The sequence below is a fragment of the Candidatus Marivariicella sp. genome (genome assembly GCF_983056325.1).
In genome coordinates, this window is record NZ_CEZOWA010000011.1 from 1 (window position 1) to 26,960 (window position 26,960).

Consider the following 26,960-nt stretch of genomic DNA (forward strand, 5'->3'; position numbering starts at 1 on the left):
AAATGGGTATCCAAGGAAGAGTTTATGTAAGCTTCATTATTAATAAAGATGGATCTATTGGAAACATAAGAGAGCGTGGCCCCGACAAGAATTTAGAAAAAGAGGCTCACAGAATAATAGCAAAACTTCCAAAAATGTCTCCAGGAAAACAACGTGGAAGACCAGTAAGAGTTCCCTTTTCAATTCCAATTACTTTCAAGTTAAATTAAAAATAACTCCCAGAATTCCTATCTGGGATTTTTATTTAAACTTTTAAAATAGGTACTTTATGTTTCATGAATTATCTTTGTATTCAATTATTACTTAATAGTTAAATACATTCTCAGACTTGAAACTTACACTTAACGATTTCTTCCAGCTAACAAAGATTAGACTTGCATTAAGTGTAGTCTTTTCATCTCTAGCAGGATATTTTTTAGCAGCGGAATTAATTAATATAAAAGTTATTAGTTTGCTTTTTATTGGCGGTTATTCAATGGTAGGAGCTTCTAATGTTTTTAATCAGCTAATTGAAAGAGAAAGAGATGGTCTTATGAATCGAACTTCGGATAGACCTCTGCCTGGAAATAGGATAACTCCGTCCAAAGTTTTAGCCATAGGATTACTATTATCAATCATAGGTATTGGAACATTATATCTCATAAATTTTAAAACAGCATTAGTAGGAGCAATATCAATTTGTCTTTATGTTTTTACCTATACTCCATTAAAAATAAAAACACCTTTATCTGTTTTTATTGGAGCAATCCCAGGAGCAATCCCATATATGCTTGGTTGGGTAGCATATACAAATGGCTTTGGAGTTGAGTCTGGTATTTTATTTCTATTTCAATTCTTTTGGCAGTTTCCACATTTTTGGGCTCTTGCATGGATGTTTGATAAAGACTATAAAAAAGCTGGGTTCAAAATGTTACCAACCGGAAAGACTGACAATGCTAGCGCATTTCAAGTAGTTTTCTACTCTATTTGGACAGTGTTAATATCTTTGCTCCCAATGACAAAATATACGGGTACATTAAACTTATCCTATTCAGGAGGATTGTTAGTTTTTATTTGTGGAATGGTATTACTGTTTTTTGCATTTAGATTAATGAAATTAAAAACTAGTAAATCAGCAAAAAATCTTATGTATTCTAGTATTTTTTATTTAACATCGGTACAAATTATTTATGTTTTAGATAAACTTTAATAAAAACAAATGATATCAGAAAAAATAAACATTAAGGCTAAAAAAATGATGCTTCTTATCGGAATGGTGAGCATGACAATGACTTTTGCTGGATTAACTAGCGCATATGTTGTTAGCTCTTCAAGATCAGATTGGCTTAATTCTTTTGAAATGCCAATTGAATTTACAATTAGCACATTTATCATAATATTAAGTAGTATCACTTTTGGTTTTGCGAAACACTTTAATTCTATTAATTCAATAAAGAAATCAATAGCCTTAATACTTTTTACGATTTTACTTGCATTTATATTTATCTTCTTTCAGTTTCAAGGTTTTGGCCAAATTATTAATTCTGGATATTATTTTACTGGAGCTCAAAGTTCAATTACAACCTCTTTTTTATATGTTCTAGTTATGCTGCATATGCTTCATTTATTTGCAGGAATAATTGTTTTATTTGTAGTGTTATTTAACCTAATAAAGGGAAAATATTCTGCTAAAAAGACACTAGGTATTGAACTTGGAGTTATTTTTTGGCATTTTCTCGATTTTCTTTGGTGTTATTTGTATTTATTTGTGGTTTTGTATAAATAGAATTAATAAATTTGCTAAAAATTAATAATAAATCTTTTTATGGAATTGACAGCCAAGGAAAATTCTGAAGATGAGTCTTTATGGGGAGGAGACAAACAGCCTTTCAAAGCAACTTATGGAAAAATGATGATGTGGTTTTTCATTGTATCTGATGCATTAACTTTTTCTGGATTTCTTGTTGCTTATTCATTTTCTAGGTTTAAAAATATTGATTCTTGGCCAATTGCCGATGAGGTATTTAATCACTTCCCTTTTCTTCATGGAATAGATGCTCCCATGTATTATGTTGCATTGATGACATTTGTATTAATCTTCTCATCTGTTACCATGGTACTTGCTGTTGATGCTGGTCATCACATGAAGCATTCTAAAGTTGCTTTCTATATGTTTCTAACCATTATTGGAGGTGCAATTTTTGTTGGTTCACAAGCTTGGGAATGGAAGAACTTTATAAAAGGAGAGTATGGTGCCCTAGAAACAAAGGGAGGGCAAATACTTCAGTTTGTTAATACAGATGACAAGAGAGTTTCTATTGAAGAATTTGCAGCTGAATTACCCACTGGTCGTTCCACACACGAAAGCAATAACGGTTTATGGTTTAGATATGAACCCTCTATTCCAGAAATTACTGTTTCTGAGGTTATGGCAGGTTTTGAAAAAAACGAAGAGCTATTAATAAGAACAGAAAAACTAAATTCTTTGGGCCATAAAACTGTATTATCAAGAGAGGAGTCTTTGGCTAAAATAGAAAGTGCTATTCACGTTGTACAAGGTGCAAATCTTATTCGAAATGAATACGGAAATCGATTATTTGCTGATTTTTTCTTTTTTATAACTGGATTTCACGGATTTCATGTTTTTTCTGGAGTAGTCATAAATATCATTATCTTTTTTAATGTCCTAATGGGTACCTATGAGAAAAGAGGTCACTATGAAATGGTTGAGAAAGTTGGTTTGTATTGGCACTTTGTTGATTTGGTATGGGTTTTTGTTTTCACATTTTTCTATCTTGTTTAAATCATATATATGGCGAGCGACACACATAAATTAGCAATTTTTAGAGGTTATTTGAAGTTTAAATCAAATACACAAAAAATATGGGGAGTTTTGATTTTTCTTTCAATAGTCACTACCGTTGAAGTTATTCTTGGAATTGTAAAGCCACAAATTTTAATGACACCGTTTATTCGAGTTAAGCTACTTAATTGGATTTTCATCATTTTAACACTTGTAAAAGCTTATTATATCGCATGGGACTTTATGCATATTCGAGATGAAAAATCTGGTTTTAAAAATGCAATCGTTCTTCCTTTAATTATTTTGATCCCATATTTAATTTTTATTATTCTTTTAGAGGGTGATTATATCTTTGACGTAATGCAAGAAGGTTTTGTTAGTTGGAATTTTTAATTATTCCATAACCAAATGAAAAAAGAAACTCAAAAAGTAATAGTACTCGGAATTTTATTTATTTTTCCAATTGTAATCTATTTATTCTTCGCTTCTGGTAAAAATAATTTCGCAAAACTACCGGTGCTATCAACTAACGTTGAGGATCTTAGTTCCTTCAATCACTTAAGAAATGATCCTGTTACATTAAAAGATCATATCACTGTTTTGTGTTATTGGGGGTCGGATTTAAAAATAAAAAAAGGAGATGCTTTCAACTTAAATCAAAAGATTTATAAACGATTTTATCAGTTTAAAGATTTTCAGTTTGTTGCCTTAATAACCAATAATCAAAAAGACTTGGTAGAAACGGTAGAAGAAGAACTTTCTAAAGGTGCTGGAACAGACTTAGTAAATTGGAAATTCATGATGGGTACATCATCAGATATTGAAAATCATTTTGAAAGTCTTAATACAAATCTTTTATTAAATTCTAAACATAGTACTCCCTATGTCTTTATAATTGATCGAAATGGAAACTTAAGAGGACGTGATGATGATGAAGACATTGGGACTTTATATGGATACAATGCCGAATCAGTTGCGGAAATAAATAATAAAATGGAAGACGACATAAAAGTAATTTTAGCTGAGTATAGATTGGCATTAAAAAAATATTCGAATAGATAAATTTATTTTTATGAAAAAATATTATTCATTAATTTTATCTTTTATACTTATCGTAATTGCTGTTAGACTATTTCCAGTAATTATTGATAGAGTCGAGAATTATAAAATTGTTGAAAATAATAGATCATCCGATCCCAAACCATTGTCCTACATTATTTTAAATGGGGAAGCGAAAAAAGTCCCAGAATTTTTAATGACTAATCAGGATCAATTAATGATTGGAAATGAAGACTATAATGGAAAGGTTTATGTTGTAGAGTTTTTTTTCACTACATGTCCAAGTATATGTCCAATAATGAATAAAAACATGAAACTTTTAGAAAATGCTTTTGGTGAGAGAAGTGATTTCGGTATTGCCTCTTTTACAATTGATCCAAAACACGATACTCCAAAAGTTCTAAAACAATACTCTGAGCTATATGATGTATTTTCTAAAAATTGGCATTTTTTAACTTCAGATAAAAAATCAGTTTTTGAATTATCTAATAAAGGTTTCAATATTTTTTCATCAATTAATCCTGAGGTTGCTGGAGGATTTGAGCACCAGGGATACTTTGCGCTAATTGACAAAAAAGGTTACATTAGATCTAGATTAGATTCTTTTGGAAATCCAATTGTTTATTATTTGGGGATAGATAATGATACCGATTCAGAATTTCCCGAAGGAACTGAGATGCTTTTAGAGGATATCCCTAAACTATTGAATGAATAGAAAATGGAAATAAACAAAAACTCAGCACCTTCATTAAAATATAAAAAGTGGATTATACTTTTATCAATTGCAATTCCAGTATTAGTTGCAATTTTATTTGGAATTCGAATACCAAATGTGGAACCTCTAAATTTTCTACCGCCTATTTATGCCTCGATAAATGGTTTAACTGCAGTTTTGCTTGTTTTTGCTTTTATTTCAATTAAACAACGAAATATAATTTTACACGAAAGGTTAATGAAATGTGCAATAGCATTGTCTGTTGTTTTTTTAGGAATGTATGTATCATATCATATGACATCTGATCCAACTCCATATGGAGGGAAAGGAATTATTAAAGGAATATATTTCTTTATTTTAATATCCCATATTTTACTTTCTATTGGGATTATTCCAATGGTTTTAATAACCTATGTAAGAGCCATTTCAAAACTCTTTAAAGACCACAAAAGAATTGCAAGAATTACATTTCCAATATGGTTGTATATTGCCGTAACAGGCGTGATTGTTTATTTAATGATATCTCCTTATTATGTCAACTAGGGTAACCAGAATTATAGTATTGGCAATATTTATTTTAATACTATTAGTTGAACCTGCCAATGCGCAGTGTTCAATGTGTAGGGCAGTTCTTTTATCAGAAGAGGGACAACAAACAGCTAAAGGAATTAACAATGGCATTGTTTATTTAATGGCAATACCCTATATATTAGTTGCTTTGGTGGGGTGGAGAGTTTTCAAGATATATAAAAGCTAATTTTTTTAAAACTTTTAGGTTTATATAATAAACTAGTTTACATTTGTAAAAAATCAATGAAATCAGTAGACCAAATTAAATTGGTAAATGATACAATCAATAAAACTAAAGAAAATTTAAAACCTTCAAGTTTTAATCTGATTTTTTGGGGAGTATTTATAAACGTTAATAAATAAAAACACATATGAAAAAGTTATATCGGCATCCTGATAAGGGATATTTGGGAGGAGTTTGTCATGGTCTTGCAATACACACTAATATTGATCCTATTTTATGGAGGGTATTAACTGTATTTTCAGGTTTTGCAATCATATATATAATACTTTGGATTTTTGTACCAAAGCAACCTAAAGAGATTGACCTAAAATAGCAGGCTATTAAATAATGAATAAAGATCTAGAAAAATTACTTTTTAATCCTATCCGTTTAAAGATAATCTCGTTTTTATTTTCGGTTGATAGTGCAAGTTTTAAAAAATTAATTGAGATTTCTGGAGCTACAAAAGGAAATATAAGTATTCAAATTAAAAAACTAAATGAAGCAGGACTTATTAAGGTCAAAAAAAAATTTAATGAAAATTACCCTTTGACCCTTTGCTTGATAACTCCCAAAGGTGTAAAATCTTTTCAAACTTTTTTCAAGGAATTAAAGTCCTACTCAAATAATAAAAAATGAAATTAAAAAAATTAGATCTAAAATATCTTTTAATTATTCTTGTTGTTAATTTACAAATTGTTCTTGGTCAAAAAGATTCAAGTCAAAAAATAAGGTATTTTACTAAAAAAGGTATTTATTCTTTAACTATAGAGATCTTGGATCTAGAGAGTAATGAAGGGAACATAATGCTTGGGCTTTTTGATGAAAACAAAAACCAAATAGTAGGTGTTAAAAAAATTCCCATCAGTAAAAAAAAATCTTTTGTGAAGATAGACTCCATAGCTTCGGGGAACTATGTTGTTAAATTTTGGCATGATACAAATAATAATGAAAAATTAGATATAAATTTTCTTGGGATACCAAAAGAGGAGTTTGGAAATTCAAATAATGTAAAACCAAAGTTTGGTCCTCCAAAATTTGAGGATATGATATTTAAAATTGAAGATAATTTTTATTTAAAAATGATAGCTCAGAGCTTAAACCTTTAGTTATAAATGCAGTCCAAACAATAAAAAAAATACAAAGTATTAAAATGTATATTTGCAGCGAAAAATTTAATTAATGATTAATATTGAGAATCTTCACAAGTCATACAAAATGGGCAGCAATACTTTACATGTCCTAAAAGGAATTGACTTTAAAGTTGAAGAGGGGGAATTAGTAGCGATTATGGGTTCTTCTGGCTCAGGTAAATCCACACTTTTAAATATAGTCGGGATGTTGGACCTTCTAGACAAGGGCAAGTATACTCTTGACGAGGTCTTGATAAAAGATTTAGACGAAACCAAAGCAGCTAAGTATCGTAATAAATTTTTAGGGTTTATATTCCAATCATTTAATTTGATAAATTATAAAAATGCTCTTGAAAATGTTTCGCTACCATTATATTATCAGGGTATAAAGAGAAAAGAGCGACAAGAAATTGCTTTAAACTATCTTGAAAAGGTAGGTCTTAAAGATTGGGCAACACATTTACCAAGCGAATTATCTGGAGGTCAAAAACAAAGAGTAGCAATAGCAAGAGCAATGGCGTCTAGGCCGAAAGTTTTACTTGCGGATGAACCAACAGGAGCTTTAGATACTACAACATCTTACGAAGTAATGGACTTGATTCAAAAAATCAACGAAGAAGGGAAAACAATTTTAGTTGTTACTCATGAAGAAGATATTGCAAAAATGTGCAAAAGAATAGTTAGACTTAAAGACGGTGTAATTATTGACGATAAAAAAGTAAATCAAGTATTAGCCTCAAAATATGTTTAGTTTAGATCGCTGGCAGGAAATTTTTCAAACTATTGCAAAAAATAAACTAAGAACTTTTTTGTCAGGATTTACTGTGGCACTTGGAATTTTTATTTTTATAATCTTATTTGGCTTTGGAAATGGTTTAAAAAACACTTTCAAAGAAGAATTTTTAGAAGACGCAACAAATACACTTAGAATACGTGCAGGTAGAACTTCAAAACCCTATATGGGATTTAAGACAAATAGACGTATAGAATTTATAAATTCAGATCTAGAGGACATCAAGCTAAATTTCCCTTTTTATCTTCAATACATTACTCCCAGAATTACAAGGTATGCAACTTCAAGCTACAAAAATGAATCCAATAGATATCCAACTCAAGGAGTTGCACCTTCTCATCAATATTTTGAAAAAACAATAATGATGAAGGGTAGGTATTTAAATAAAAATGATATAAAAAATAAAACAAAAAATGCAGTTATAGGTAGGCTAGTTGCATTAGATCTTTTTAAGCAAGAAGAACCCTTGGGGAAATACATTTCTTTGGAAGGAGTTGCATTTAAGGTGATTGGTGTATTTCAGGATGAAGGAGGAGACAATGAGGAAAGGATAGTATTTATTCCTTTTACTACAAGACAATTACTTGAAAAAAGTAATGATAAAATTGATCAAATTTTAGTTAGTTTCAAGCCTGAATTGGGATCAACAATTGCGTTGATTTTTGAAAAAAAACTTAGGTTATTTTTTAAAAACAAAAAATCTATTGACCCCACTGACTCAAAAGGTATTTTTATCAGAAACGTAGCGGAGCAAGCAAGTCAAAATGAAGAATTTGCTAGTATTCTCCAATATATCGTCACTTTTGTTGGCCTTGGAACTTTAATAGCTGGTATCATTGGGATTTCTAATATTATGGTTTTTGTTGTCAAAGAGAGAACGAAGGAATTGGGAGTTAGAAAAGCATTAGGAGCTACTCCAAGATCCGTTATTGCAATGATTCTCCAGGAATCTATTTTCATTACAACCTTATCAGGATCAATAGGTATGATAATTGCCATTGTCATTTTACAAAATTTAGGAGATACTTTAGAAAAGTTTTTTATAAGAAATCCATATGTAGATATTTCTACTGCCCTTTTTTCAACAATTATTCTTATTATATTTGGAGCTATAGCGGGGTATATTCCAGCCAAAAGAGCCGCATCAATAAAACCTATTATTGCTTTAAGAGATGAATAGTTTAAAAATAATATTTGACGGAGATACCTGGCAAGAAATTTTTGGATCAATCCAAAAAAATAAAGTCAGAACTGCAATAACTGTAGTTGGAGTTCTTTGGGGAATATTTATTTATATAGTACTCTCGGGATCAGCTAAAGGTCTAGATAATGGTTTTGAAAGACAGTTTCAAAATGTAGCAATGAATTCGATGTTTGTTTGGAGTCAGTCTTCAAGTATTCCTTATGCTGGTTTTAAAATTGGAAGAAAACCAGGAATAAAGTTACAGGATGTTGAAATATTGAGAAATAGAATTCCTGAAATTCAATATATAGTTCCAAGAAACTCCAGGGGTAGTTTCAGCGGAGGAAGTCCTGCAAATATCGTAAGAAATAATAATTATGGTGATTATGCTATTTTCGGAGATTTTCCAAATTTTACAAAAATTGCCACTCAGGACATATATGATGGAGGAAGATTTATAAATGAAGACGACATAAAAAATAAAAGAAAAGTTTGTGTTATTGGAGAGAGAACAGCGGCTGACTTATTTGAGTTAAATGAAAATCCAGTAGGGAAATATGTTAGAGTGGACAATGTTTACTTTAAGGTTATCGGAGTATTAGTTTTTAGACAGGGAAGTCCTTTTGACTCTGATTCTGACGTGTTTATTCCATTTTCTACTTACCAAAACTTATACAATACTGGGGATAAAGTTGGTTGGTTAAATATAGCTGCTTATGACGATGCAGACGTTGTTAAAGTTGAATCAGAAGTAAAACGGGTTCTAAAAAGAATTCATAAAGTTTCTCCCAAGGACGATAGAGCCTTTGGGTCTTTCAATCTTGGTGAAATATTTAATAGTATAATGGGTTTTGCTGAGGGAATGACATTTTTATCTTTGGTTGTTGGAATTGCAACTATCATTGCCGGTGTTATTGGAATAGGAAATATTTTGTTGATTTCTGTAAAAGAAAGAACGAAAGAGTTGGGAGTTAGAAGAGCGCTTGGGGCAACACCTGGGGAGGTTCGTATCCAAATAATATTAGAGTCAGTCTTTTTAACAATTATTGCCGGAATTTTAGGAATTATCCTTGGAGCATTTGTTTTAGCTGGAATTAATGCTTTCACTATTGACATGACAGATTTACCATATACTAACCCAACTGTTCCAATCCCCTTTGTTTTAGGAGCACTTGCCATAATGGTAACTTTAGGAACTTTAATTGGATTAATTCCAGCGCAAAGAGCAATTAGTATCAAACCAATAGATGCTTTGAGAGAAGAGTAAATTTATAATATAATCTATACACTATGAAAATTTTAAAATATTTAACTATTACATTTATAATTTGTGGGGTCTTATTTGCCGCTGCCTACTTTATAAAAACCAATAGTAAATCAATCATCATATATAAAACAGAATCTCCATTTATTTCCTCGATTGAGGAAAAAACAGTAGTAACTGGTAAAGTAATTCCAGAAGATGAAATTGAAATTAAGCCTCAGATTTCTGGAATTATTCAAGACTTATACGTCGAAGAGGGAGATGAAGTAAAGCAAGGTGATTTATTAGCAAAAGTAAAGGTTGTGCCTAACGAAGGCTCCCTAAATAGTGCGAAAGGAAGAGTTGCTTCGTTAAAGATAATATCAGATAATGCGAAAATTGAGTATAATAGAACTAAAAACCTATTTGAAAAAGATATAATATCCAAACAGGATTTTCAAAATGCATCTTTAAGTTATAATAGATCCAATCAAGATTTGGCTAATGCTAAAAGTGATCTTCAAGTAATCCGTTTAGGTTCTGCAGGTGGTTCTTCCACAGCAAACACTAATATTCGTGCCACGGTTGCTGGAACAGTATTAGAGATTCCAGTAAAAGAAGGGGATCAAGTGGTTGAGAGTAATACATTCAATGCAGGAACTACAATAGCAACAATAGCTGATTTGAATAAAATGATTTTTGAAGGCAAAATAGATGAATCCGAAGTAGAAAAACTAAAGGTTGGTATGGCTTTAATTGTAAACCTTGGAGCAATCCAAAATAAAGATTTTGATGCGAAATTAAAATTCATAGCACCCAAGGGAAATGAAGAGCAAGGAGCAGTTAAATTTAAAATTGAGGGAGATGTTTATTTAGACAATTCAGTAAGCGTAAGGGCAGGATACAGTGCAAATGCAACACTAGTTTTGGCAAGAAAAGACAGCGTTATGGTAATGGCAGAAGCGTTACTTCAATTTGACAAAACAACTGAAAAAACATATGTTGAAGTTGAAAAAGAAGATCAAACATTTGAAAGGGTTGACTTAGAGGTTGGAATTTCAGATGGAATTAATGTGGAGGTTATTTCTGGTTTATCTATGGATGATAAAATTAAGGTTTGGAATCAGACTACACCTGAAAAAATTGGAGATTCTAATGACAATAACGACTCTGAAATCATAGAAGATTAATTTAAAAAACTTATTATAGCATTAACATGAAATATATTTTAACTATTTATTTATTTATTTTTTCAAACTATGTTTTTTCTCAAACATTATCATTGGAAGAATGCGTGGAAATGGCCATTGAAAAAAACATTTCAATAAAACAATCAATATTGGAAATTGAAAATGCTGCTATTGATAAGTCCAATGCTATTGGTAATTTTTTACCAAATTTAAATGCTCAATCTTCACATTCTTGGAATGTTGGACTTAACCAAAATATCACAACAGGTTTGTTAGAAAATTTAACTACTCAGTTTAGTTCAATGGGAGCTAGTGTTGGGATGAATTTATATAATGGACTTCAAAACTTCAATAGACTACATAGAGCTAACCTAAACATACTAGCCAAAAAGTATCAGTTAGAAGATATGATTGATGACACAAAGCTTCTTGTAGCTAATAGTTATTTACAAGTTTTGTTTAATTCTGAAATTCTTAATTCACAAAAAAGTCAATTAATAGTTGCAGAAGAACAATTAAAGAGAACGGTTTATTTGATTGAAGCAGGCTCTCTTCCCAGCGGAGACCTTTTTGAGCTTGAAGCAAACATTGCAAGTCAGGAACAATCTATTATTCAGGCTGAAAATAATTTCATCCTTTCTAAAATCAATTTAGCTCAATTACTACAAATTACAGACTACGATAATTTTAATATAGTTTTTGAAGATCTAGATATTCCTTTTTCTAAAATCTTGGAGCAAAATCCAAAATCAATTTTTGAAAAAGCGTTAACATTTAGAAATGATATTAAATTAGGAGCTGTAAATATAAATATTGCAGAAAAAGATATCGAATTGGCAAAAGGAACCCTTCAGCCTACTCTAAGAGCTTTTTACAGCTACAGCAACAGGATTGGATACTCAGACAGACTTATCGGTACTGGTGATTTTTATTTAGCTCCGATTGGAACAGTTCTTTCTTCAGGAGAAACTGTTGTCAGAGAAGTTGAAAATAGAAGGACTGCTTCTCCACTATCTTTCTCAGATCAATTTAAATTTAATGAAGGTCAAAATTATGGATTGAGTTTAAATATTCCAATTTTTAACGGTTTTACCTCAAGGAATTCAGTTAAAAGAGCTAAAATAAATTTGGAGAGAAGTAAAAATTCCTTCGAAAGACAGAAACTTGACTTGGAAAGTCAAATTAATCAAGCTTACAATGATTTAAGAGGTGCATATAAGTTTTATGAGGCATCTCAAAAAACTGTAAAATCTAGAGATATTGCATTTAAAAATACTCAGGACAGATTCCAAGCAGGGGTGATGAACTCTTTTGATTATGTTCAGGCCAAGCAAAGATATGAACAGTCATTATCTGATCAAATAAGGTCTAAATATGATTATATCTTTAAGTTAAAAGTTGTTGAGTTTTATTTTGGTATCCCTATATCCATTGAATAAAATTTAAATGGATACTTGGATTCTACATATTGAAACTTCCACTAAGAATTGCTCAGTTGCCCTAGGCCTCAACGGCAAACTCTTTAATTTAATTGAAAAAAGTAGTGAAAATTATTCTCATGGAGAAAAACTTCATCCATTTATAAAAGAACTCGTGGATGAATCTCCGATAGATTTCGATGAAATATCGGCTATTTCTGTGAGTAAAGGACCTGGATCATATACTGGCCTTCGAATTGGAGTTTCAGCAGCTAAGGGGCTTTGTTATGCTTTAAATACTCCTTTAATCTCTTTGAATAGTCTTTCTATAATTGCTCAACAGGTAACTACTTCAAAAGGATTTTTTTTAGCACCTATGATTGACGCGAGGAGAATGGAAGTTTATACTCAGATTTTAGATCACAATTGTAAAATTGTTAAAAATACTTGGGCTGAGATTTTAACTGAAAATAGTTTTGAGGATTATTTATCCAAAAATAAGATATTGGCTTTTGGATTTGGATCACATAAGACAAAAAATTTGATACAAAGTCCAAATTTTAAAATTCTTGATTATCCAATTGAGCCATCAGCTAAGTATATGGTTTCATTGTCTTATAATAAGTTTCAAATAAAAGATTTTGAAGATGTTGCATATTTTGAGCCGTATTATCTTAAAGAATTTTACTCCACTAAAGTACAGAAAACTTAATTTGTTTAATTACTTCTTCTATTGTTTTGACTGGAAGATTGCACCTTGAATCTTCACAAACGTAAAATAAAGTTTGATTAGTTTTAAATCGATTTTTGAATAGAGGAAGATCACTTTTTGATTGACTAGCTGAAATACGACAATTAGGTAAGTATATTTTATTGAGTTTTTTTGACAGTTCAAAAGCGTTATTTCCAATTATTGCAATTTGATATTGGGGAATTTTATTTAATGCAATTAACTGAAGCCATTGAGAATAATTACCAGGAAACATTTTAACTTTTTTAGTCATGTTTTTTATCATTTTCAAAGAGATAGATTTTAAATCATCTCGGTTCAAGTGTTGAGAAATAAAACTTAAATTTTCAGCCATGAGAGCATTGCTAGATGGAATTACATTATCCTCAACATCTATTTTCTTTGACCATAATGACTTATTTTCCCTAGAACTAAAATAAAAATAATGAAGATTAGTATCGTAAAAATTCAAAAGACAATAATCAATTAATCTGTATGCAGTTTCAATATATTTTTTTTTGTGTAGAGTTTCGAATGCCATAATTAGTAGTGAAATCACTGAAGCATAATCTTCTAAGACTCCATAGATTTTATTTTCTTCTTTTTGATAAATTCTCAAAAGTTTGTTGTCTTCTAATAAAAATTTAGATAAAATAAAATCAATATTTATCTCTGCTGCATCTTTAGATTCTTGCCACCCAAAAGTTTGGTAAGAACTTAACAATCCTTTAGCTATTATTGCATTCCAGCTACATATTATTTTTTCATCTCGAAATGGTTTTATTCTTTTTTCACGATTAGCATAAAGGAGTGTTCTCCAGTTATTTGTTTTTAAAATAAAATCCTTTAGATTTAAATTGTTTTTATCACAAAACTCTTCTTCAGTTCTGGTTCTAAAAAGAACTAACTTTTTTTCCTCAGGCCAATAACTGGAGTTATTATCATTTAAAAACTTAATAAATAAGGAGTAATCTTCCTTTAGAATATTTTTAATTTCCTCCTCATTCCACACATAAAATGCACCCTCTTTAAGATTGAATTTTTTAGAAATACTATCGGCATCTAAAGCAGTATAAAAGGCGCCATTTTCATTTTTTAGTTCCCTTAAAATAAATTGTAATGTCAGTTTCGCAGTTCTTCTAAAGTGAGATAAATTATTACTTTTAAATGCCTCAGAAAAGACTTGTAGCAGTTGACCGTTATCATATCCCATTTTTTCAAAATGAGGAATATGCCACCTTTCATCAGTAGAATACCTTGAGAAACCACCGCCAACAAAATCAAAAACACCACCCATAGAAATTTTGTGAAGAGTTAGAAGCCAGAACTGTTGTAATTTTAAATTATTTTTATTAGTTAACGATAAAAACTGCCAACACCTCAATTGAACAGGCATCATAAACTTGACATGTCCTCTGAATCCACCATTTTCGTAGTCAAAACTTTCCTCAGCGGTATTTAATACTTTATTTATATCAATTTTAACTTCCTCTTTTTTGGTCGAGCTTTTTTGTTTTTCAATGATTTTTTGAATTTGAACTCCATATTCAAAAGCTGTCTTAGGTTTTTTATTATATAATTCAACTAGTTTTTTTAGTGTAGCATTCCAGTTATCAATATTTACATATGTGGACCCCCATATTGGGGCTCCATTTGGGAGTGCTACAATATTTAAAGGCCAACCGCCTCTACCACTAATTATCTGTAGAGCTTCCATATATAAATGATCAACTTCTGGCCTTTCTTCCCTATCGATCTTAATTGAGATAAAATTTTTATTCATGTATTTTGCAGCCTCTTTATTTTCGAAGACTTCTTTTTCCATTACATGACACCAATGACAAGTCGAGTAGCCAATACTTATTATTAAAAGCTTATTTTGTTTTTTAGTATAATCTAATATATTGTCTTCCCAAGAAATCCAATTAACTGGATTGTATGCGTGTTGAAGTAAATACGGGCTAGTTTGTTTAATTAATGAATTAGAATGTTTTTTGGGCTCACTATCCATTAATTGCAGTTACTGTTTCTACTTGGCCTGGCATCATTTCTTTTAACATGTTTTCAATACCATCTTTAAGTGTAAGAGTAGAAGATGGGCATCCGCTGCAAGCTCCTTGAAGAATTACATTTACACTTAAACTCTCAGGTACATATGAGTCAAAAACAATACTTCCTCCATCAGAAGCAACTGCAGGTTGAATATATTCATCCAAAATTGAAATGATTTTTTTCTCAATATCACTATGGTTTGTAGTTTCTATGGTTAATTTTGAATTATCAATTTTTTTTGGATTAAATAGCATCTTTTGTTGTTCCAAACCTTTTACTATTAATTCTCTTATATCTAAAATAACACTGTCCCATTCTGTTATGTCAAACTTTGTGATTGAAATATAATTTTCTGACACAAAAACTTCTTTCACGTAGGGTAGATGAAATAATTCAATAGCTAATGATGCGTCTTTGGCATCCTCAATATTTTTGTATTCAATATTTTCTTCAACTAATTTTTTATTAGCAACAAACTTCATTACCGATGGGTTTGGAGTGCTTTCAGCATAAATACTGATTGGAGTTTTGGTTTCACTAAAACTAGACTTAAGAATAGCTTCCCCTGAATTTAAATAAGTTTTGATTTGATCACGAACCTCATCTATTACCTCTTCCCATTCTAAGATATTAAAACGTTCAATCAAAATTGATTGATTATTAATAGTTACAGACTTTACAAAAGGTAAATAAAAAAGTTTTTGAACAATAGGAGAGTCTTTAGCATCATCAATATTATTAAACTTTTTAGAATATGCGATACCTATAGGTTTGTCCATCTGAAAATCAGCTATTGGATTTCCTAATTCACATTTTGCTTCAACATTAAAAGATTCCATTATTTTTTTTACAAAAATACTACATCAACATGATATTATTTAATTTAGTACTAAACAAATTATTTATTATGCTTATAAAAAGTGTTAGAGGTTTTACTCCTGTTTACGGTGAAGAGTGTTATTTTGCTGAAAACTCTTCGGTTATTGGAGATTTAATTATAGGTAATAACTGTTCCGTATGGTTTCAGGCTGTCATTCGTGCAGATGTTAATTCAATTAGGATAGGAAATAGAGTCAATATTCAAGATGGAGCTGTAATACATGCAACATTTAAAAAAGCATCAACAAAGATAGGGAATGATGTTTCTATTGGACATAATGCAATAGTTCATGGGTGTATTATTGAAAGTAGTGTTCTAGTTGGAATGGGAAGTATTATTATGGACGACTGTATAATTGGAAGCAATAGCATAATAGCAGCAGGATGTGTCTTGCCAAAAGGAACTATTGTCCCCCCAAATTCAGTATATGCCGGTGTTCCAGGAAAAAAAATTAGATCTGTAGATTCAAAACTTAAAACAGAAGAAATAGACAGGATAGCTAAAAGTTATATTATCTATTCTTCTTGGTTTAAATAAAAAAACCCATCTTTAAAATGGGTTTTTTTATTGAATTGATGGAGTTAGATTTAAAATCCAAGTTCATTTTTAACGTCTACAAGTAAATCTTTTCCTTTAGCCATAATAACAAAACCTCCAGGAGTAGAATCTATTACGTAATCAAAACCTTGAGCTGCGGCAACTTTCTCAATTGCGGAACGTGCTTTTTCAATTAGCGGAGACATCATATCCTTTTGTTTTTTTTGCAAATCTTGAGCGGCAGTTTGCTCAAATTTTTGAATATTTTGTTGCATGGCCTGAAGTTCTTCGGCTCTTGACTGATTAGTTATTTCAGTCTGATTTGCTGCATCTGCAGAATATGTTTGCTGCTTGACTTGTAACTCCTTGATAGTGTTTTGGATATCAGTTGTATAAGTTTTTTGAAGCTTTTCTAATTCTTTTTGAGCAGTAATTACTTCTGGCATATCTGTAATTAGCTTCTGAACATCAATGTGTGCAACTTTAGATTGCGAATGAGTAAATTGAAAAGGTGCTATCATCAAAAAGACAAAAGCAAAAAGTTTAATTAATTTTTTCATTTTAATTTAGTATTTCGGATTATTAATTTTTGTTTTTCAAAGCGTCCAACTTTTGATTTCGCGCTTTTATTTTTTCTTTAGTTTGTATTCTTTTAAGAACCAGGTCGCTAATATCGTAATTTTTTGCTGAATATAACATAACAATATCTGAAGATCGGTCAAAAATAAAATCATATTTCTTTTCCTTAGCTATTTGTTGAACTATTACAAGAACTTGATCTTGTATGGGTGTAATTAACTTTTTCCTTTGTTTAATTCTGTCACCATTTGGACCAAATCTCTTTTCTTGAAGAGCAATAATTTCATTTGCATAGTCATTGATTTCTATTTCTCTGTCAGCTATTAGTTCAGATGTTAGTAATATCCGCTCGGAATTAAGTTGATTTTGAAATTGAGATAGTTGTATTTTTTTTAATTCAATTTCTTTTTTCCACTGAACTATTCTTTCATCTAAAATTTTAGTTGATTTCTTGTATTCACTAATGTTATCTAAAATAACATTCATATCAATATATCCAATCCTAACCCCTCTTTGTGCATTAATTAAGCCACAATAAAAAACAAAAGTTAGAACTAATACCCTTTTTAAAAAAATAGTGAAGTCTTGCATCATAAAACTGATTGTTAAACTTTTATAACGTAATTAAACATTTTTTATTTCCAATTCAATAATATTTTAAAAGTTTTGTCCAATTATAAAGTGAGTTTCCCATCCATTTGGAGTTGGATCCCCAGGAGTAGTACTGTCAAATCCATGTCCAAAATCAATACCAAGTAATCCAAATGCAGGCATAAAGATTCTAACACCCAATCCAGCTGATCTTTTTGATTCAAAAGGATTAAATTGTCTAAAATTATTATAACCATTCCCTGACTCAAGAAAAGTAAGAGCAAAAATTGATGCTGCAGGTTTGAGAGTTATTGGGTAACGAAGTTCTAGTGTAAATTTATTGTACAAAAGCGATCCATCTCTTGAAGACAAAGATTGATTTGGATAACCTCTTAAAGCAATTGTCTCCCTTCCATCCATGGAATAATTATTCGCCATTCCGTCTCCTCCGAGATAAAACCGTTCAAAAGGAATATTGCCTCGATCATTATTGTAGGCACCAATAAACCCAAAATCTGTTTGCGTTTTTAAAACCAGTTTATCAATTATAGTAGTATACCAAGTTCCATTAAATTTTATTTTATAATATTCAAGCCACTTAAATTTAGCCTGATCAATTTTTTGTGTATCTGGATCCCCATTAGGAAGTTGAAACTCCGGATTTTCCTCCATATTAGAGAAGTCCTCCCCTGTAATTAATGAATACGGAAGAGTAAATTTACCTGATAAGGAAAATGAAGATCCACCTACTGGAAAAATTGGATTGACAAAAGTATTGTTTCTTGATAGACCAATTGTATAATTTAAATTACTTGCTTTACCATCTCCAAAAGTGAATAATCCGGTGTAATAATTTTTGAGATTAAAATATTGATATTGAATAGCCTGAGATAAAGTAAAATAATCGTCTGGCACTCTAAGTCTTTTAGCTATTCCAATACTTGCACCACTAATTTGCATGTATTGTGACTTATCTGCTTGGCCTGTAAAGTAATCATACCTATATTGGACTGTATGAGATAATGATGTGGATAATTGAAAAGGTTGTTTCCCTCCTAACCATGGCTCAGCAAAACTAAAACTGTAAGTACTATAAAACTGACTTGCTTGAAGCCTTAGGCTCAATGTTTGACCGTCTCCCATTGGAAGTGGTTTATAAGCCTTTTTATTTTTTAAATTTTGGATAGAAAAATTGTTAAATGAAAACCCCAATGTTCCTATAAAACCTCCACCACCATATCCGCCCTGAAGCTCTATTTGACTTGCTCCCGACTCAACTAAGCCATATTCAATATCGACTGTTCCCTGATTAGGATCAACATTTTTAAAATTTGGACTTATTTGTTCTGCATCAAAAAATCCAAGCTGCCCAAGCTCTCTTACTGTTCTAACAACTTTATCTTTACTGTACAATTCACCGGGTTTAGTTCTAAGTTCTCTATAAATAACTCTGTCGTTGGTTTTGGTATTTCCTACAACAGTAATCTTATTAAACTGAGCTAATTTTCCTTCATTTATCCTTATTTCATAATTAATAGTATCGTTTGTTGCACTTACTTCAACAGCATTTATGGAGGAAAAGAGGTATCCGTTGTTTTGGTAAAGATTTGTTAGGTCATTACCATCGGGTTTTTCATTATCTGCAATTTGTTTTTTTAATAGAACACCATTATATGGATCTCCTCTTTTTATTCCAAGTATTTGCTTGAGTTGATAGTTGTTATAAGCGCTATTACCAATAAAATTAATATTACCAAAATAATATCTATTACCTTCTTCAATGTCAATATTTATACTAAGTGAATTGTCATCATTTTTAATTATGGTATCAGAAATGATACGTGCGTCTCTGTATCCTTTTTCCTTGAAAAAATTAATTAAATTTTCTTTGTCTTCAATGAAATCAGAACTAATATATTTTGATTTTTTCCAAAACCTACCTGGAAACTTTGCTTTGGTATTTTTAAATTTTGTTTTTAATTTGAAATCTTTAAAAACTTCGTTTCCACTAAAGTCAATAGATTTTATTTTAATTCGATCTCCTTTATCAATATTAACTACCATTTTCAAACTATTATTTCCAATAGTATCAGGTATAGTATTCAAGATTACTTTCGTATCTAAGAAACCCTCTTTTTTATATTTATTGACTATATAGTTTTTTGTATTTGTAAGAAAACTTTCAGACAATTTTTTTCCTTCAGTTAATTCAGTGTCGGTAATGAGTGTTTGAGATTTTGACTTTTTAAGTCCAATTATCTTGACTTCCGTTAGTGTAGGAAGCTCTTTTATTTCAATTTCAATCGTTGCTCTATTGCCTGAAACATTAGAAACAAAAATATTGATATCACTAAAAAGTTCTAATTTCCATAGTTTATTTATTGTATTACTGATCTCTTCTCCTGGGATTTGAACCAGTTGTCCTTTTCTGAGTCCACTGTAGGATATAACAGTTTTGTTATTGAATGTTTTAAGTCCAGTAACTATAATCGAGTCAATAACATATTTTTTTCCTTTATTGAAATCACTATCTTGAGAGTATCCTTTGATTACAAAACAAAAAGTAATTAGGATAAAAAATAATATTTTATGGATAATATTTTTTTTAAACATTGATCTGTTCACTTGTTTTACCAAATCTTCTTTCTCGATTTTGATAATTAAACAACGCTTTATAAAGGTCTTTTTTTCCAAAATCAGGCCAAAAAACTTTTGTGAAATATAATTCTGCATATGCTATTTGCCATAGTAAAAAGTTACTAACTCTTTGTTCACCACTAGTTCTAATTAGTAAATCAACATCTGGTAAATTTCGGGTATAAAGATGATTATTTATAATGGATTGGTCAACTTTTTCTATTGAAATTGTATTATTTTTAACTTCTGAAGCAATTTTTTTTACTACATGTTCAATTTCTTCTCTTGCACCGTAGTTTAAGGCAATAGTCAAAACCATTTTTGTGTTATTTTTTGTTTTTTCTGAAACTCTTTTGACTTCATTTTGAACTGATTTCGGGAGTGCACTTAGATCTCCAATTGTGTTTAAACAGATATTATTTTTTATAAGTTTATCAATTTCATTTTTAAGTGACTTGACTAAAAGATTCATTAAGGTTCCAATTTCATGCTTAGGACGACTCCAATTATCTGTTGAAAACGCGTAAAGAGTCAAATATGGAATATTAAGATTTAAAACTTCTTCAACTACTTCTTGAACTGATTCAACACCAGTATTATGACCTAGAATTCGATCTAAACCTTTTTTCGCAGCCCATCTACCGTTGCCATCCATTATAATGGCAATGTGTTTTGGAAGGTTGTCTTTGTCTAAGTTATTATTTATCATTCTTTACAATAACAAGGTAAATCCCCAAAGGTAAAAGAAATTGTTATTCCGCTAAAAATATACCAATCATTATTATTCTTATTTCCAAAGGAATAGTCATTTACCCCAGTATTTTCTCTAGGAGAGCTTCCGTCTAAATTATCAGTCAATGCGTATCTCGCCCCAACTTCTAATCCAATAACCCAAAACGGACTTGGATTAGTTTTTAGGCCAAAAATAATAGGAATTGAGACACTTTCTCCTTTGCCATATTCTATGGGTTTTGCGATTGGAATTATTGAGGAATTATAATAAAATTCATTGAACATGATATAGCTTGCGCCTAAATACAAATATGGACTGTAGTTTGTTTGAGAATCGTGTAAATTAAAATCAATAAAATTGAATTCAATACCTAAACTTCCCTCACTTATGTTATTCTCAAAACTATATGCTCTACCAAATCTATTAAGATCATTGGTTCTGTAATCAGTTGATTTTAATGTAGAATTTATCGCACTAAACCGAATAGAATATCTAGTGGTTAAGTTCCATTTATAAACTACACCAATTGCTTGATTTGAAGGCATTAGATAATAATTAGACCCTACATCTCCAATGTAATTACTTGTCCCCAAGAATAAGCCGATTTCGTGGTATTGGGAACTCAAGGGTGATGAGTTAAATATCAATAAAAAAATAAAAATTAATTTATTCATTCGATTAAAACACTTTGTGTTTGTCTAACTAAAAAAAATGATTTTTATTGCCTATTTCGTTTATCTAAACCCCAAAAAAGTTTATCTCTAAGTGTCATGAAAAAATCATCTCCCTCTAATTGGATTGTTTTAATAAAAAAAGGTGCTTTTGATATCACAATAGAGCTGTTATTATTTATTGTAAATCTTCTGTTATCAAGAGAAATGAGATATTTTTTGGACCTTCCTGAAACATAAATATCAATATGAGATTTGTCAGGAACTATTAGAGGTCGTATTCCTATATTATGAGGAGCAATAGGGTTTAGCACAAAAGTACTTGCGTCAGGACTTATTATTGGACCTCCACTACTAAGAGAATATCCGGTTGATCCAGTTGGTGTTGAAACTATTAAACCATCAGACCAATATGTAGTTAAAAGTTTTTGATCAATAGTTGTTTTAATAGATAACATTGAAGTACTATTTTTTCTATTGACAGTAATTTCATTTAAAGCATACGGAAAGTCTAATATGTCTAATATTTCAGGAGAAGTTTTGACTTTTATGAGTGTTCTCTTGATTAATTTATAATTTTTATTAAAAAATATATCAAGCCCTTTAATTAAATTTTCTTTGTTGAGGCTTGTAAGGAAACCAAGCTGACCAGTATTAATACCTAATATAGGAACTTCACTATCTCCAACTATTGGTATAGCTCTTAGTAATGTTCCATCACCGCCAATTGTGAATAAAACATCAATCTCGTTTATATCTAATGGTTTTTGTTTTTTCTTAAGAGTTAGTGATTTTAAAAAATCAATATAAATTTCGTGATTATGATTATCCAAGTATTCGATAACTGCAATTTCATATTCAGTTAATGGATCTGGTTTTGGAGAAATTCGAAAAATACCAACTTTCATGATATTAGATATTTAATACAATATTACAAAACTTTAGCTCTTGCTTATATTGATTCTGAGTCTTTAACTAAATTTAATTAAAAAGCTTATTTAATTGAATTTCGAATCATTAATTTTGAAAAAAAAACATGACCAAACTTAGTGTAAATATTAATAAAATTGCAACGTTACGAAATGCTAGAGGAGGAAATACCCCAAATTTGATTGATTTTGCTAAAAATATAGAGTCATATGGAGCTCATGGAATCACAATACATCCTCGACCTGACGAACGTCACATTAAGTATGCAGACGTTTATGACTTATCTAAAGTAGTTAAAAGTGAATTTAACATTGAAGGTAACCCTAATAACAGATTTGTTGCTATGGTTATCGACGTAAAGCCAACTCAAGTTACTTTGGTTCCTGATTCAGATGATGCAATCACTTCTAACTCTGGATGGAATACAAAAGATAATCTGATTTTTTTAAAGGAAACTATTTCGGAGTTCAAAAAAAATGGAATTAGAACATCAATATTTGTTGATCCAATAACTGAAATGATTGAGTACGCAAAAATGACTGGAACTGATAGGGTTGAATTGTATACTGAAAATTATGCGGTTGGGTTTTTAAAAAACAAGAAAACTGCTGTGTCATCCTATGTTTCTGCTTCTAAAATAGCAACTGATTTAGGTATAGGTATAAACGCAGGACATGATTTAAATCTTGAAAATTTAAAGTTTTTTAATGAAAGTATTCCCGAATTACTGGAGGTTTCTATTGGTCATGCATTAATTTCTGAATCATTGTGTAACGGGTTAGAAAGTACAATAAGAATGTATATTGATCAATTATCTAGATGAGAAAATTGTACTCCAATATATTAGGTGAAGGCAATAATCATTTGACTATATTACACGGGTTCCTCGGAATGAGTGATAACTGGAAAAGTTTAGGTAATGTTTTTTCAAAACTAGGGTTTAAGGTTCATTTAATTGATCAAAGAAACCACGGAAGGAGTTTTTGGAATAAAGATTTTAGTTATGAGATACTGGCAGAAGATCTTCTTTTTTACATGAATCAAGAGAAAATCACTAAATCAATTATAATAGGGCATTCAATGGGAGGAAAAACTGCTATGAAATTTTGCTCCAGATATCCTGAGAGGATAAGTAAATTAATTATTGTTGATATCTCTCCAAAAAAATATAATTCAAGTCATGATAAAATATTAGAGGGCCTGACTTTATTAAATTTTAAAATTATTAAAACAAGAAAAGATGCAGATTTACATTTATCTAACTATATTTTAGAATCAGAGATAAGGCAATTTTTGTTAAAAAATTTATATTGGATAGCTCCTGGAAAATTAGCATTAAGATTAAATATTTCTATTTTAAAAAACTCATCACAGATTATTAGTAAAGAAGTAATAATAAAAAATATTTTCAATAAACCGGTACTATTTCTTAAAGGTCAAAATTCAAACTATATATCAAATAATGAACCTAAGCTATTAGAAAAATATTTTTCAAATTTTCAAATTAAAACAATTAAAAATTCTGGTCACTGGCTGCACGCTGAAAACCCAGTAGACTTTATAAAAACAGTAAACAATTTTTTAGGCGTCTGAATAATCACAAATTATTATATTTAATAAAGTATTTTAATTGGTATTAAAAATAAAAAATGCAAAATTACATACTCCGCAACGGAGAGAAGAGTGATTCACTTTCCATACTTAGTTTAATAAAAGAATTAGCTGAATTTGAAAACGAGCCGAATGCGGTCAACCTAAGTGTTCTGGATATAGAAAATGATGGTTTTGGATTAACACCTAAGTTTAAATGTTTTGTTGTCGAAGCAAATAGTAAATTAATTGGAATGGCATTATATTATCCCCGCTATTCAACTTGGGATGGAGAAACACTTCATTTGGAAGACCTAATTGTTAGTCAGAACCACAGAGGAAAAGGAGTAGGAAAACTATTGTATACGGCCTTTATTAATGAAGCTTTAAAAACTGGATTAAAAAGAGTTGAATGGAATGTTTTAGATTGGAATGTTAACGCTATAAAATTTTATGAAAGTACTGGAGCAGAAGTTTTAAATGATTGGACAACGGTACAAATGACAAACAAAGGAATGATTGATTTTACTAGCTTAAATAAAAAAAATTGAAAATATTTAAGTTCGGGGGAGCTTCTGTAAAGAACGCAGAGGGAGTTTCAAATCTGGTTAAAATTTTAAGAGGAACCGATTGCAATGACACAATAATTGTTGTTTCAGCTATGGGTAAGACGACAAACTCTCTTGAAAAAGTAGTTGATTTATATTTAAAAAACAGTGATAAGTTAAATGAATATTTATATGAAATTGAAAATTTTCATCAAATAATAGTAAATAATTTATTTGATTCAGAATCCTCCGAAATAGCTTCTTTAATTAAAAATATTTTTAAAGAATTAAAGATTTTTCTGTTAACCAATAAATCAGAAAAATATAGTTTTGTTTATGATCAGATAGTGAGTTATGGTGAAATTTTATCTACAAAGATTATTCATAAATTTCTTATTAAAGAACAAATTGAAAACACATGGTTAGATTCAAGAAAGCTAATAAAAACAGATAGCTATTACAGAGACTCTAATTTAAATTGGGATTTAACTCTCCAAAAAATAAAAGCAAGATTAGAAAATGGAAAAACTTATATTACTCAAGGTTTTATTGCCAGTGATATTAATAATTTCACAACCACATTAGGAAGGGAAGGCTCAGATTATTCTGCAGCTATATTTGCATACGCTCTCAATGCAACTGAAGTTACAATATGGAAAGATGTTGAGGGTATTTTAAATGCTGATCCTAGATATTTTAGTGAAACAACTTTACTGGAACATGTCTCATACAGAGAAGCTATAGAGTTAGCTTTTTATGGTGCATCAGTAATTCATCCTAAAACTCTTCAGCCCCTACAGAGAAAAGAGATCCCACTATATGTCAGGTCATTTTTAAATCCAAATTTAAAAGGAACAACTGTAAAAAAGGGGAGTCCTCTATCCCCTTTTATACCGTGTTTTATCTTAAAAAAAAATCAAACTCTCTTGGAATTATCTTCGTTAGATTTTTCATTTATTATAGAAGATAACATCAGTTATATATTTAAATTATTACACTTACATCAAATGAGAGTTGAATTAATTCAAAATTCTGCAATTAGTTTTTCTGTTTGTATTTCAAATAAATATAATCGATTAGATGAACTTGTTTCAAAACTTAAATCTAGATTTAGAGTACGGATTAATAAAAATGTGAGTTTATATACAGTAAGGCATTTTGATCAAAAATCTATTGAGAAAATCACTAAGAATCAAAAAAATATTTTGTTGGAACAAAGAACTCAGGATACAGTTCAATTTATAACTCATTGATTTTATTTAAAATAACTTTTGAGAGTTTCTCATAACTTTCAAAAGTCAATCCAGCAACATGAGGACTTAAAACTACGTTTTCACTTTTAATTAAATAACGTAATGAGCTAGGAACTTGTTTTTTTTCAAAAACAGCATTAAAAGAGCTAGATTCATATTCTAGAACATCCAGACCTGCTCCAAGTATTTTTTTACTTTTCAAGCCTTTGACTAAATCTGCAGTAACAACTGCACTTCCTCTTGAAGTATTAATTAACCAAAAAGGATTTTTCATTTCTGAAATGAATTTTGAATTGATCATGCCCAAAGTAAGTTCAGTTTGAGGAATATGAAGACTTAATATTTGAGCTTCATCTTTAATTATTGAAAGATCAACTTGTTTAGCATTTTCATCTTCAATATTTTTCTTAATATCATAAAAAATAACCTTAGCATTAAACCCCTTCAATTTTTTTGCTAGACTTTTCCCCATATTTCCATAACCAATTATTCCAAAGACTTTATCCTTGACTTCATACCCTCTTGAAATCTCCCTATCCCATATACCATTTTGAATATTTTTATCAGAGAAGATAATTTTATTCATAAGACATAAAATCATTCCAATGGTATGTTCGCCTACTGCATCTCTGTTGCCTTCTGGTGCAGATAAAACTTTTATACCTTTTATCTTTGCAAAATCAACATCAATATTTTCGACCCCAGAACCTATTCTTCCAATTATTTTTAGTTTTTTTGCCGCAGATAAAAACTCTTTATCAATAGGGAATCTACTTCTAATTATTAATGCATCAAACTTGTGAATTATTTTTAAAATCTCTTGCTTTGATTCTAAATAGAATTCAATATTTTCATGTCCTGAAGACTTTAGTCCTTTAATTAAAAGAGGATGGTTTTTATCAATATGTAGTATTTTCATA

At 30.0% G+C, this 26,960-nt stretch carries 32 protein-coding genes; 23 read left to right on the forward strand and 9 right to left on the reverse strand.

Annotated features, from left to right (window positions below):
* The 18 genes from AC3ATN_RS04890 to tsaB form a co-directional block, all read left to right on the forward strand.
* Positions 1-209 (forward strand): energy transducer TonB (locus AC3ATN_RS04890; RefSeq protein WP_487532114.1); only part of this gene is annotated, 209 nt, incomplete at its 5' end.
* Between the two features lie 119 nt (positions 210-328).
* The gene (cyoE, locus tag AC3ATN_RS04895) at positions 329-1,189 is read left to right on the forward strand and encodes a heme o synthase (RefSeq protein WP_487532115.1); all 861 of its coding nucleotides are present in this window, start codon (positions 329-331) and stop codon (positions 1,187-1,189) included.
* A 9-nt stretch (positions 1,190-1,198) separates the two neighbouring features.
* Positions 1,199-1,765, forward strand: a complete 567-nt coding sequence (locus AC3ATN_RS04900) for a cytochrome c oxidase subunit 3 (protein ID WP_487532116.1) — start codon at positions 1,199-1,201, stop codon at positions 1,763-1,765.
* A gap of 39 nt (positions 1,766-1,804) precedes the next feature.
* Complete coding sequence (locus AC3ATN_RS04905; RefSeq protein ID WP_487532117.1) at positions 1,805-2,782, forward strand: cytochrome c oxidase subunit 3; 978 nt, start codon at positions 1,805-1,807, stop codon at positions 2,780-2,782.
* Between the two features lie 9 nt (positions 2,783-2,791).
* A complete protein-coding gene (locus tag AC3ATN_RS04910; protein WP_487532118.1) occupies positions 2,792-3,175 on the forward strand; it encodes a cytochrome C oxidase subunit IV family protein in 384 nt (127 codons plus the stop codon).
* A gap of 15 nt (positions 3,176-3,190) precedes the next feature.
* Positions 3,191-3,844 carry a hypothetical protein gene (locus tag AC3ATN_RS04915; protein WP_487532119.1) on the forward strand — a complete coding sequence of 218 codons (654 nt, stop codon included), beginning with the start codon at positions 3,191-3,193 and terminating at the stop codon, positions 3,842-3,844.
* Positions 3,845-3,854: 10 nt separating this feature from the next.
* Entirely contained in the window at positions 3,855-4,556 is a 702-nt protein-coding gene (locus tag AC3ATN_RS04920) for an SCO family protein (RefSeq protein ID WP_487532120.1), read from the forward strand.
* 3 nt (positions 4,557-4,559) lie between these two features.
* Positions 4,560-5,099 (forward strand): DUF420 domain-containing protein, encoded by a 540-nt coding sequence (locus AC3ATN_RS04925; RefSeq protein ID WP_487532121.1) that lies wholly within the window; start codon positions 4,560-4,562, stop codon positions 5,097-5,099.
* The gene (locus AC3ATN_RS04930; RefSeq protein ID WP_487532122.1) at positions 5,089-5,313 is read left to right on the forward strand and encodes a hypothetical protein; all 225 of its coding nucleotides are present in this window, start codon (positions 5,089-5,091) and stop codon (positions 5,311-5,313) included. Before AC3ATN_RS04925 ends, AC3ATN_RS04930 begins: the two co-directional genes overlap by 11 nt.
* A gap of 184 nt (positions 5,314-5,497) precedes the next feature.
* Positions 5,498-5,683, forward strand: a complete 186-nt coding sequence (locus AC3ATN_RS04935; protein ID WP_487532123.1) for a PspC domain-containing protein — start codon at positions 5,498-5,500, stop codon at positions 5,681-5,683.
* A gap of 14 nt (positions 5,684-5,697) precedes the next feature.
* On the forward strand, positions 5,698-5,988 hold the full coding sequence (locus tag AC3ATN_RS04940) for a transcriptional regulator (protein ID WP_487532124.1): 291 nt from the start codon (positions 5,698-5,700) through the stop codon (positions 5,986-5,988).
* Positions 5,985-6,458: a DUF2141 domain-containing protein gene (locus AC3ATN_RS04945; RefSeq protein WP_487532125.1), complete on the forward strand. Its 474-nt coding sequence runs from the start codon at positions 5,985-5,987 to the stop codon at positions 6,456-6,458. The genes AC3ATN_RS04940 and AC3ATN_RS04945 overlap by 4 nt, the downstream gene beginning before the upstream one ends.
* Before the next feature lie 73 nt (positions 6,459-6,531).
* Complete coding sequence (locus tag AC3ATN_RS04950; protein WP_487532126.1) at positions 6,532-7,233, forward strand: ABC transporter ATP-binding protein; 702 nt, start codon at positions 6,532-6,534, stop codon at positions 7,231-7,233.
* Positions 7,226-8,455, forward strand: coding sequence for an ABC transporter permease (locus AC3ATN_RS04955; RefSeq protein WP_487532127.1), 1,230 nt, complete (start codon positions 7,226-7,228; stop codon positions 8,453-8,455). The genes AC3ATN_RS04950 and AC3ATN_RS04955 overlap by 8 nt, the downstream gene beginning before the upstream one ends.
* Positions 8,448-9,725 (forward strand): ABC transporter permease, encoded by a 1,278-nt coding sequence (locus AC3ATN_RS04960; RefSeq protein ID WP_487532128.1) that lies wholly within the window; start codon positions 8,448-8,450, stop codon positions 9,723-9,725. Before AC3ATN_RS04955 ends, AC3ATN_RS04960 begins: the two co-directional genes overlap by 8 nt.
* A gap of 23 nt (positions 9,726-9,748) precedes the next feature.
* The gene (locus AC3ATN_RS04965) at positions 9,749-10,891 is read left to right on the forward strand and encodes an efflux RND transporter periplasmic adaptor subunit (protein ID WP_487532129.1); all 1,143 of its coding nucleotides are present in this window, start codon (positions 9,749-9,751) and stop codon (positions 10,889-10,891) included.
* Between the two features lie 26 nt (positions 10,892-10,917).
* A complete protein-coding gene (locus tag AC3ATN_RS04970; protein WP_487532130.1) occupies positions 10,918-12,330 on the forward strand; it encodes a TolC family protein in 1,413 nt (470 codons plus the stop codon).
* A gap of 7 nt (positions 12,331-12,337) precedes the next feature.
* Entirely contained in the window at positions 12,338-13,021 is a 684-nt protein-coding gene (gene tsaB / locus AC3ATN_RS04975; protein ID WP_487532131.1) for a tRNA (adenosine(37)-N6)-threonylcarbamoyltransferase complex dimerization subunit type 1 TsaB, read from the forward strand.
* On the opposite strand, the gene AC3ATN_RS04980 is transcribed toward tsaB, so the two are convergent.
* Positions 13,002-15,050 carry a thioredoxin domain-containing protein gene (locus AC3ATN_RS04980; RefSeq protein ID WP_487532132.1) on the reverse strand — a complete coding sequence of 683 codons (2,049 nt, stop codon included), beginning with the start codon at positions 15,048-15,050 and terminating at the stop codon, positions 13,002-13,004. The genes tsaB and AC3ATN_RS04980 overlap by 20 nt on opposite strands.
* A complete protein-coding gene (locus tag AC3ATN_RS04985; protein ID WP_487532133.1) occupies positions 15,043-15,930 on the reverse strand; it encodes a NifU family protein in 888 nt (295 codons plus the stop codon). Before AC3ATN_RS04985 ends, AC3ATN_RS04980 begins: the two co-directional genes overlap by 8 nt.
* 68 nt (positions 15,931-15,998) lie before the next feature.
* Between AC3ATN_RS04985 and AC3ATN_RS04990 the strand changes: the two genes are divergently transcribed.
* Positions 15,999-16,508, forward strand: coding sequence for a gamma carbonic anhydrase family protein (locus tag AC3ATN_RS04990; protein WP_487532134.1), 510 nt, complete (start codon positions 15,999-16,001; stop codon positions 16,506-16,508).
* A 50-nt stretch (positions 16,509-16,558) separates the two neighbouring features.
* Here the strand turns inward: AC3ATN_RS04990 and AC3ATN_RS04995 are convergent, their stop codons facing one another.
* The 6 genes from AC3ATN_RS04995 to AC3ATN_RS05020 form a co-directional block, all read right to left on the reverse strand.
* Positions 16,559-17,068 (reverse strand): OmpH/Skp family outer membrane protein, encoded by a 510-nt coding sequence (locus AC3ATN_RS04995; RefSeq protein ID WP_487532135.1) that lies wholly within the window; start codon positions 17,066-17,068, stop codon positions 16,559-16,561.
* Positions 17,069-17,090: 22 nt separating this feature from the next.
* Positions 17,091-17,681, reverse strand: a complete 591-nt coding sequence (locus AC3ATN_RS05000) for an OmpH/Skp family outer membrane protein (protein ID WP_487532136.1) — start codon at positions 17,679-17,681, stop codon at positions 17,091-17,093.
* A 63-nt stretch (positions 17,682-17,744) separates the two neighbouring features.
* Entirely contained in the window at positions 17,745-20,291 is a 2,547-nt protein-coding gene (locus tag AC3ATN_RS05005) for a BamA/OMP85 family outer membrane protein (protein WP_487532137.1), read from the reverse strand.
* Positions 20,284-21,024: an undecaprenyl pyrophosphate synthase gene (gene uppS, locus AC3ATN_RS05010; protein WP_487532138.1), complete on the reverse strand. Its 741-nt coding sequence runs from the start codon at positions 21,022-21,024 to the stop codon at positions 20,284-20,286. Before uppS ends, AC3ATN_RS05005 begins: the two co-directional genes overlap by 8 nt.
* The gene (gene porG / locus AC3ATN_RS05015) at positions 21,021-21,722 is read right to left on the reverse strand and encodes a type IX secretion system protein PorG (protein ID WP_487532139.1); all 702 of its coding nucleotides are present in this window, start codon (positions 21,720-21,722) and stop codon (positions 21,021-21,023) included. Before porG ends, uppS begins: the two co-directional genes overlap by 4 nt.
* A gap of 44 nt (positions 21,723-21,766) precedes the next feature.
* Complete coding sequence (locus AC3ATN_RS05020; RefSeq protein WP_487532140.1) at positions 21,767-22,627, reverse strand: NAD kinase; 861 nt, start codon at positions 22,625-22,627, stop codon at positions 21,767-21,769.
* Between the two features lie 128 nt (positions 22,628-22,755).
* Between AC3ATN_RS05020 and AC3ATN_RS05025 the strand changes: the two genes are divergently transcribed.
* From AC3ATN_RS05025 to AC3ATN_RS05040, 4 genes are read left to right on the forward strand one after another with little or no spacing between them, the layout of a single operon-like run.
* Entirely contained in the window at positions 22,756-23,472 is a 717-nt protein-coding gene (locus tag AC3ATN_RS05025; RefSeq protein WP_487532141.1) for a pyridoxine 5'-phosphate synthase, read from the forward strand.
* The gene (locus tag AC3ATN_RS05030) at positions 23,469-24,242 is read left to right on the forward strand and encodes an alpha/beta fold hydrolase (RefSeq protein WP_487532142.1); all 774 of its coding nucleotides are present in this window, start codon (positions 23,469-23,471) and stop codon (positions 24,240-24,242) included. The genes AC3ATN_RS05025 and AC3ATN_RS05030 overlap by 4 nt, the downstream gene beginning before the upstream one ends.
* Before the next feature lie 56 nt (positions 24,243-24,298).
* The gene (locus AC3ATN_RS05035) at positions 24,299-24,790 is read left to right on the forward strand and encodes an N-acetyltransferase family protein (protein ID WP_487532143.1); all 492 of its coding nucleotides are present in this window, start codon (positions 24,299-24,301) and stop codon (positions 24,788-24,790) included.
* Positions 24,787-26,040, forward strand: coding sequence for an aspartate kinase (locus AC3ATN_RS05040; protein WP_487532144.1), 1,254 nt, complete (start codon positions 24,787-24,789; stop codon positions 26,038-26,040). Before AC3ATN_RS05035 ends, AC3ATN_RS05040 begins: the two co-directional genes overlap by 4 nt.
* On the opposite strand, the gene AC3ATN_RS05045 is transcribed toward AC3ATN_RS05040, so the two are convergent.
* Positions 26,027-26,959 (reverse strand): NAD(P)-dependent oxidoreductase, encoded by a 933-nt coding sequence (locus tag AC3ATN_RS05045; protein ID WP_487532145.1) that lies wholly within the window; start codon positions 26,957-26,959, stop codon positions 26,027-26,029. The genes AC3ATN_RS05040 and AC3ATN_RS05045 overlap by 14 nt on opposite strands.
* Position 26,960: the final 1 nt, after the last annotated feature.

Excerpts from the sequence above, each read along its gene's own strand:
- AC3ATN_RS04945 (WP_487532125.1), top strand. The coding sequence starts at position 5,985 with ATGAAATTAAAAAAATTAGATCTAAAATATCTTTTAATTATTCTTGTT.
- AC3ATN_RS04925 (WP_487532121.1), top strand. The coding sequence starts at position 4,560 with ATGGAAATAAACAAAAACTCAGCACCTTCATTAAAATATAAAAAGTGG.
- AC3ATN_RS04985 (WP_487532133.1), bottom strand. The coding sequence starts at position 15,930 with ATGGAATCTTTTAATGTTGAAGCAAAATGTGAATTAGGAAATCCAATA.
- AC3ATN_RS04915 (WP_487532119.1), top strand. The coding sequence starts at position 3,191 with ATGAAAAAAGAAACTCAAAAAGTAATAGTACTCGGAATTTTATTTATT.
- AC3ATN_RS05035 (WP_487532143.1), top strand. The coding sequence starts at position 24,299 with ATGCAAAATTACATACTCCGCAACGGAGAGAAGAGTGATTCACTTTCC.
- AC3ATN_RS04965 (WP_487532129.1), top strand. The coding sequence starts at position 9,749 with ATGAAAATTTTAAAATATTTAACTATTACATTTATAATTTGTGGGGTC.
- AC3ATN_RS04995 (WP_487532135.1), bottom strand. The coding sequence starts at position 17,068 with ATGAAAAAATTAATTAAACTTTTTGCTTTTGTCTTTTTGATGATAGCA.
- tsaB (WP_487532131.1), top strand. The coding sequence starts at position 12,338 with ATGGATACTTGGATTCTACATATTGAAACTTCCACTAAGAATTGCTCA.
- AC3ATN_RS05005 (WP_487532137.1), bottom strand. The coding sequence starts at position 20,291 with ATGTTTAAAAAAAATATTATCCATAAAATATTATTTTTTATCCTAATT.
- AC3ATN_RS04930 (WP_487532122.1), top strand. The coding sequence starts at position 5,089 with ATGTCAACTAGGGTAACCAGAATTATAGTATTGGCAATATTTATTTTA.
- AC3ATN_RS04980 (WP_487532132.1), bottom strand. The coding sequence starts at position 15,050 with ATGGATAGTGAGCCCAAAAAACATTCTAATTCATTAATTAAACAAACT.
- uppS (WP_487532138.1), bottom strand. The coding sequence starts at position 21,024 with ATGATAAATAATAACTTAGACAAAGACAACCTTCCAAAACACATTGCC.
- AC3ATN_RS04905 (WP_487532117.1), top strand. The coding sequence starts at position 1,805 with ATGGAATTGACAGCCAAGGAAAATTCTGAAGATGAGTCTTTATGGGGA.
- AC3ATN_RS04960 (WP_487532128.1), top strand. The coding sequence starts at position 8,448 with ATGAATAGTTTAAAAATAATATTTGACGGAGATACCTGGCAAGAAATT.
- AC3ATN_RS05045 (WP_487532145.1), bottom strand. The coding sequence starts at position 26,959 with ATGAAAATACTACATATTGATAAAAACCATCCTCTTTTAATTAAAGGA.
- AC3ATN_RS04935 (WP_487532123.1), top strand. The coding sequence starts at position 5,498 with ATGAAAAAGTTATATCGGCATCCTGATAAGGGATATTTGGGAGGAGTT.
- AC3ATN_RS05000 (WP_487532136.1), bottom strand. The coding sequence starts at position 17,681 with ATGATGCAAGACTTCACTATTTTTTTAAAAAGGGTATTAGTTCTAACT.
- AC3ATN_RS04920 (WP_487532120.1), top strand. The coding sequence starts at position 3,855 with ATGAAAAAATATTATTCATTAATTTTATCTTTTATACTTATCGTAATT.
- AC3ATN_RS04950 (WP_487532126.1), top strand. The coding sequence starts at position 6,532 with ATGATTAATATTGAGAATCTTCACAAGTCATACAAAATGGGCAGCAAT.
- AC3ATN_RS04955 (WP_487532127.1), top strand. The coding sequence starts at position 7,226 with ATGTTTAGTTTAGATCGCTGGCAGGAAATTTTTCAAACTATTGCAAAA.
- AC3ATN_RS05020 (WP_487532140.1), bottom strand. The coding sequence starts at position 22,627 with ATGAAAGTTGGTATTTTTCGAATTTCTCCAAAACCAGATCCATTAACT.
- AC3ATN_RS04970 (WP_487532130.1), top strand. The coding sequence starts at position 10,918 with ATGAAATATATTTTAACTATTTATTTATTTATTTTTTCAAACTATGTT.
- porG (WP_487532139.1), bottom strand. The coding sequence starts at position 21,722 with ATGAATAAATTAATTTTTATTTTTTTATTGATATTTAACTCATCACCC.
- AC3ATN_RS04940 (WP_487532124.1), top strand. The coding sequence starts at position 5,698 with ATGAATAAAGATCTAGAAAAATTACTTTTTAATCCTATCCGTTTAAAG.
- AC3ATN_RS05025 (WP_487532141.1), top strand. The coding sequence starts at position 22,756 with ATGACCAAACTTAGTGTAAATATTAATAAAATTGCAACGTTACGAAAT.
- AC3ATN_RS04990 (WP_487532134.1), top strand. The coding sequence starts at position 15,999 with ATGCTTATAAAAAGTGTTAGAGGTTTTACTCCTGTTTACGGTGAAGAG.
- AC3ATN_RS05030 (WP_487532142.1), top strand. The coding sequence starts at position 23,469 with ATGAGAAAATTGTACTCCAATATATTAGGTGAAGGCAATAATCATTTG.
- AC3ATN_RS04910 (WP_487532118.1), top strand. The coding sequence starts at position 2,792 with ATGGCGAGCGACACACATAAATTAGCAATTTTTAGAGGTTATTTGAAG.
- AC3ATN_RS04900 (WP_487532116.1), top strand. The coding sequence starts at position 1,199 with ATGATATCAGAAAAAATAAACATTAAGGCTAAAAAAATGATGCTTCTT.